Source organism: Bacillus sp. JJ1764, assembly GCF_036962145.1.
Taxonomy (GTDB): Bacteria; Bacillota; Bacilli; order Bacillales; family Cytobacillaceae; genus Neobacillus.
On record NZ_JBALNY010000147.1, the window covers coordinates 1 to 6,155 of the forward strand.

General features: G+C 39.3%; 4 protein-coding genes, 1 tRNA gene and 1 other annotated feature. Of the genes, 4 read left to right on the forward strand and 1 reads right to left on the reverse strand.

Annotated features, from left to right (window positions below):
* Positions 1–44: 44 nt before the first annotated feature.
* Entirely contained in the window at positions 45–989 is a 945-nt protein-coding gene (locus V7083_RS18845) for a YaaC family protein (protein ID WP_335480802.1), read from the reverse strand.
* Between the two features lie 109 nt (positions 990–1,098).
* Here V7083_RS18845 and guaB point away from each other — a divergent pair, with 109 nt between their 5' ends.
* The 4 genes from guaB (at position 1,099) to V7083_RS18865 (ending at position 6,052) form a co-directional block, all read left to right on the forward strand.
* Entirely contained in the window at positions 1,099–2,571 is a 1,473-nt protein-coding gene (gene guaB, locus V7083_RS18850; protein WP_335480804.1) for an IMP dehydrogenase, read from the forward strand.
* A gap of 213 nt (positions 2,572–2,784) precedes the next feature.
* Positions 2,785–4,104, forward strand: coding sequence for a serine hydrolase (locus tag V7083_RS18855; RefSeq protein WP_335480827.1), 1,320 nt, complete (start codon positions 2,785–2,787; stop codon positions 4,102–4,104).
* Positions 4,105–4,254: 150 nt separating this feature from the next.
* Positions 4,255–4,477, forward strand: a binding site (T-box leader).
* A gap of 69 nt (positions 4,478–4,546) precedes the next feature.
* Positions 4,547–5,830, forward strand: coding sequence for a serine--tRNA ligase (gene serS, locus V7083_RS18860; protein ID WP_335480806.1), 1,284 nt, complete (start codon positions 4,547–4,549; stop codon positions 5,828–5,830).
* 129 nt (positions 5,831–5,959) lie between these two features.
* Positions 5,960–6,052: transfer RNA gene (locus V7083_RS18865), tRNA-Ser, on the forward strand.
* Positions 6,053–6,155: the final 103 nt, after the last annotated feature.

Sequence of the window (6,155 nt, forward strand, 5' to 3'; positions counted from 1 at the left end):
CGTTGCCGGGCAAAAAAAGACAACCTGTTTAGGGTTGTCTTTTTTTATGATCTCATCAAATATTGATAAATTAAAAATGGCCCTTTTTCTATGGTAATTTGCAGAAAGGAGTCAATGAATGGATAATCATGATTTGGTTTCATTTTTGTTAATTCGCTCCACCACTCCGTCTCATATCGGGCGATCATACCAAGGTTATATAACAATAAATAATGAATTTGCAGTTCTGGATAATTAAAGAAATTACTTTTATATAAAGGAAAGTACCACTCTTTGTCCTCTAAATTATATTTTAATGGTGAGCTGCCCAAAAACATATTCAACCCTAATTTTACCCCAAGCCGTTCATTTGAGAATTCCACTTGTTTTTTTATTTTTGAGGCAAGGAAATCTTTAAACCGATTTTCCGTCATATGATATTGATCTAATATTTCCTCAGGAATAATTAATATATCCCCCTCTTTTTTCAACTTTTTAAATGTCCTTTTCCCTAAAAGTATGTAGAACAATTCATCAAGTTCAGGTATAAGCTGTAATAATTCCTCCATCATGACCTTATCCCCTTCCATGTGTTTCATGTGGAACAAGACATCAGACATGAAGGGAAATAGACCGTTTTTTTGTAGCTTCACTTCATCATGAAAAAAATCGTAGTTTTGTTTTTTTCGCTTTCTTGTTGATACTCCGTGTGCTAATACGGCTGTTGTCTCTGGATAGGCGGGATCTACTGTTAGTATGCAAGCCTTAATTAAATGGACAAGACCATAAAACAGTAATATAGGTTTTAAGATAATGGGCGACTTATCAGCCTGTTCATAATAGATTTGTCCATGTTCAAGATAATATAAAAAGGCATAGCCGTTTTCATAGCTCTTTTGTTCAGGATTTTTAATGTTGCTCCGTTGATAACATTTTTTTAAAAACGTTTGGCAATATTCAGCTGAGGAAAAGCAAGAAAAGCTGCTCCACCCCTTATAATTCATACTCATGATAAAATCACCTATTTTTCAGAAAAGTCTTTTAAATCATTCTCTCTTGACAGTATTTTGTCCAATTGATAACCTACAAATAATATTTTTTGTTCTGGAGGCTGTTAAGATGTGGGAAAATAAATTTGTAAAAGAAGGTTTAACGTTTGATGATGTATTGTTGATACCAGGCAAGTCTGAAGTTCTCCCAAGGGATGTAAAATTGCATGTTGAATTGTCACCGACTGTCAAGCTGAATATTCCCATTATTAGTGCCGGCATGGATACCGTTACAGAGTCTGAAATGGCCATTGCAATGGCTCGACAAGGCGGTTTAGGTATAATTCACAAGAATATGTCTATTGAACAGCAGGCAGAGCAAGTTGAGAAGGTAAAGCGTTCAGAAAGTGGAGTAATTACAGATCCATTTTTCCTCACACCTGAGCATCAAGTTTTTGATGCAGAACATTTAATGGGGAAATACCGCATTTCAGGTGTACCAATTGTCAACAATGATGAAGAGCAAAAACTTGTAGGCATTATCACTAACAGAGATCTTAGATTTATTCAGGATCAGGATTATTCTTTTAAAATTTCCGATGTTATGACAAAGGAAAATTTAATAACAGCCCCTGTTGGAACCACTTTAAAAGAAGCTGAAAAGATCCTCCAAAAACATAAGATTGAGAAACTTCCTCTTGTGGATGATCATGGAGTGTTAAAAGGATTAATCACCATTAAAGATATTGAAAAGGTAATTGAGTTCCCTCATTCAGCCAAGGACAGCCAAGGACGTCTTTTAGCGGGCGCTGCAGTAGGCGTTACAAGTGATACGATGAAACGAGTGGATGCGCTTGTAAAAGCAAATGTAGATGTCATTGTGGTCGATACGGCACATGGTCATTCAAAAGGAGTTCTTGAAACGGTTAAGGAAATTAGAAGTGCTTATCCTGATTTAACGATAGTAGCAGGAAACGTCGCAACTGCAGAAGCTACAAGAGATTTGATTGAAGCCGGTGCTGATGTGGTTAAGGTCGGAATTGGACCAGGTTCGATTTGTACCACAAGGGTTGTTGCAGGTGTCGGTGTTCCGCAAATTACCGCAGTATATGATTGCGCCACAGAAGCGATTAAACTTGGAAAAGCGATTATCGCAGATGGTGGAATTAAATATTCCGGAGATGTGGTTAAGGCATTGGCAGCCGGAGGCCACGCTGTTATGCTTGGAAGCATGTTGGCAGGGGTGACCGAAAGCCCAGGTGAAACAGAGATTTACCAGGGACGCCGCTTTAAGGTATATCGTGGAATGGGATCTGTTGCAGCCATGGAAAAGGGTTCAAAAGACCGCTATTTCCAAGAGGACAACAAAAAATTTGTTCCTGAAGGGATTGAAGGACGTCTTCCATATAAAGGGCCTCTTGCTGAAACTGTTTACCAGTTAATTGGTGGATTAAGAGCGGGAATGGGATATTGTGGAACGAAGGATTTAGAGGAACTAAGAACGAAAGCCCAATTTGTTAAAATGAGCGGTGCAGGTTTAAGAGAAAGTCATCCACATGATGTACAGATTACTAAAGAAGCACCAAACTATTCATTATCCTAATAATTTTAAGCAGAGGAGTCGAGCCTCCTCTGTTTTTTTTGGGTGAAAAAAGACCTAGTATCCTCTAGTAAACTAGCAAACTCGGCATTAAGATGATACTATTATCTGTCTATGATTTGCGGGTGAGATATGTTAAAATAACCAAGGTGTAATTAAACGTTGGAGGCGCTAATCGTGAAGAAACATTTTGTTAAAAAGTATATCGCCAGTGCCATGGCATTGATTCTGTTTTTCAGCCTTTTTACCGGCTTAGATAATGTAAAAGCTGCACCAGCATTGAATGTTAATGCCGATGGAGCCATATTGGTCGATGCTGAAACAGGGAAGGTATTATATGAAAAAAATGCTGACAGTCCATTAGGTATTGCCAGTATGACAAAAATGATGACGGAATATCTGTTACTTGATGCTGTGAAACATGGAAAGGTGAAATGGGATCAGGAATATACTCCAAGCAGCCTAGCCTATAAAATCTCACAAAATCGCGATTTGTCCAATGTGCCTCTAAGACAGGACGGCACGTATAAGATTCGTGAACTATATGAGGCCATGGCCATCTATTCAGCAAACGCCGCAACTATTGCAATTGCTGAAACAATCGGCGGGTCAGAAACAAATTTCGTAAAAATGATGAATGCAAAGGCCAAACAACTTGGCTTGAAGAACTATAAATTTGTCAACGCTACTGGTCTAAATAATAAGGACTACCAAGGTGAACAACCTGAAGGTACCGGAGCAGATGATGAGAACGTTATGTCTGCACGTGATCTTGCAACATTAGCTTTCCATTTAATTAATGAGTATCCTGAAGTATTAAAAACGGCTAGTATTCCGAAAAAGACATTTAGAGAAGGAACCACAGACAAAATCGACATGATTAACTGGAATTGGATGCTTCCTTCACTTGATTATGGGTACAAAGGAATAGATGGTCTTAAAACCGGAACTACCGATTTTGCGGGTTACTGTTTTACTGCAACAGCCCAGAGAAATGGGGAAAGATTTATAACTGTTGTTCAAAATGCTAAAGACGGCAGTGGAGCGGGTGGTTATAAGGCTAGATTCGATGAAACAAAGAAAATGTTGGATTACGCATTCACTAATACAACTAAAGAAGAAGTAGTCCCTAAACATTATCAAGTAAAAGGGTATGAAACGATACCGGTGATCAAAGGGAAAGCAGACAAAGTAAAAGTATATACCAAGTCGGCTATTAATTTGGTCATTGAGAATGGTGAAAAGAAAAATTACAAGCCTGTGCTAGTTCTCGATAAAAACAAGGTTAACAGCAAAGGCCAATTGACCGCTCCTATTAAAAAAGGGGACGTTGTTGGTTTTGTAACAGTTGAGCCGAAAGATGGGAATAAAGTAAGCTTCTTAACTGCAGAAGGTAAAAAGAAAACACAGGTAGAAGTAGTTGCAGCTCAAAATGTTGAAAGAGCAAATTGGTTTGTGTTAATGATGAGAGGAATCGGCGGTTTTTTCGGTGATGTCTGGGATGGAATATCTTCGACAGTAAAAGGCTGGTTCTAAAAAGTGAGGGCATGGAGTCCCTCACTTTTTTTATGGTGATAAGTATAAACGTTCGGCTTTGAGAATTGTCAGCCCCAGCGCTTTTCTTTGAATAAATTGGTTGCATTTGGGTAACAATTATAGTAAATTAGGGTATACAAAAATGAAATTGTCAAAGCAATGAGAGGAATTAGTAACAAGAGTGTTATTCTCAAAGAGAGCCGGTGGTTGGTGTAAACCGGTGAATAAATCTTGTGAATCCATCCTCGAGCAAAGTACGGAACACCTTTAATTAGGGTCAGTAAGTACTTTCGGTGCAAAACCGTTATTTTTTTGAGGTGGATGGTTTTTACTGTCAACCAGGGTGGTAACGCGGGTAACTCTCGTCCCTGTTTTGGGGATGGGAGTTTTTTATTTTTCCCGGAAAGCCCAATCATATAAAAAAGATAAGGAGTGTCAGAGTATGTTGGATTTAAAATACCTTAGAGCCAATTTTGCAGAAGTTAAGGAAAAACTGCAGCACCGTGGTGAGGACTTGACCGATCTTGGGCGGTTTGAAGACTTAGACGTAAAAAGACGCGAACTAATCGTGGAGTCTGAACAGCTGAAATCAAAGCGTAATGAGGTAACGCAACAGGTTGCTGCCCTAAAACGAGAGAAAAAAGATGCGGACCAACTTATTGTAGAAATGCGTGAAGTTGGGGACCGGATCAAAGAACTGGATGAAGAATTAAGAAGCGTCGAAGAAACATTAGAACAACTATTGTTAAGTATTCCTAACATTCCACATGAAAGTGTTCCTGTCGGGGAAACGGAAGATGAAAATGTGGAAATTAGAAAATGGGGTCAAGTTCGTGAGTTTATCTTTGAAGCGAAACCCCACTGGGATATTGCAGACCATTTAGGAATTCTTGACTTTGAACGGGCTGGAAAGGTAACTGGAAGCCGGTTTGTATTTTATAGAGGGCTTGGAGCAAGGTTAGAACGGGCATTAATTAGCTTTATGCTGGATTTACATGTTGATGAGCATGGTTATACAGAAGTTTTGCCGCCTTATCTAGTAAATCGTGCCAGTATGACAGGAACAGGCCAGCTACCAAAATTTGAGGAGGATGCTTTCTTAATTGAAAGTGAAGACTATTTCCTAATTCCAACAGCTGAGGTGCCTGTCACAAACATATACCGTGATGAAATCTTAAGCGGTGAAGATTTGCCAATCCGTTATGCTGCATATAGTGCATGTTTCCGTTCTGAGGCTGGCTCTGCGGGGCGTGATACAAGAGGCTTAATCCGTCAGCATCAATTTAATAAAGTTGAATTAGTTAAGTTCGTGAAGCCTGAGGATTCTTATGAGGAACTTGAAAAACTAACGAATGACGCCGAAAAGGTTTTGCAATTATTAGAACTTCCTTACCGTGTACTGAGCATGTGCACAGGAGACCTTGGCTTTACTGCTGCCAAAAAGTACGACATTGAGGTTTGGATTCCGAGCTATGGTACGTACCGTGAGATTTCTTCTTGCAGTAATTTTGAGGCATTCCAGGCTAGACGTGCTAACATCCGCTTCCGCCGTGATCCAAAAGCAAAACTGGAGCATGTTCATACATTAAATGGTTCAGGCCTTGCCATTGGCCGTACGGTTGCAGCAATCTTGGAAAATTACCAACAGGAAGACGGCAGTGTCGTGATTCCAACAATATTGCGTCCATATATGGGCAATCGAGAAGTTATTAGACCAAACGAATAGGTGAAATGACCGGACGGAACTTTCCGTCCGGAATTTACCAACCCACTTTTATCTAGAAATAAGAAAAAACTTTTATTTTCTATTGTTGACATCGTATAAATAATATGGTAAATTAGTTTTTGTTGTTACGGAGGAATACCCAAGTCCGGCTGAAGGGATCGGTCTTGAAAACCGACAGGCGGGTTAAACCGCGCGGGGGTTCGAATCCCTCTTCCTCCGCCATCACACAATAAACAATGCGCATAAAATCTGGAGATAGATAAAAATTCGTTGCATTTATGTAACGAATTTTTTTTGTTCTAAAAATGGCTGAGTTAAAGAACAG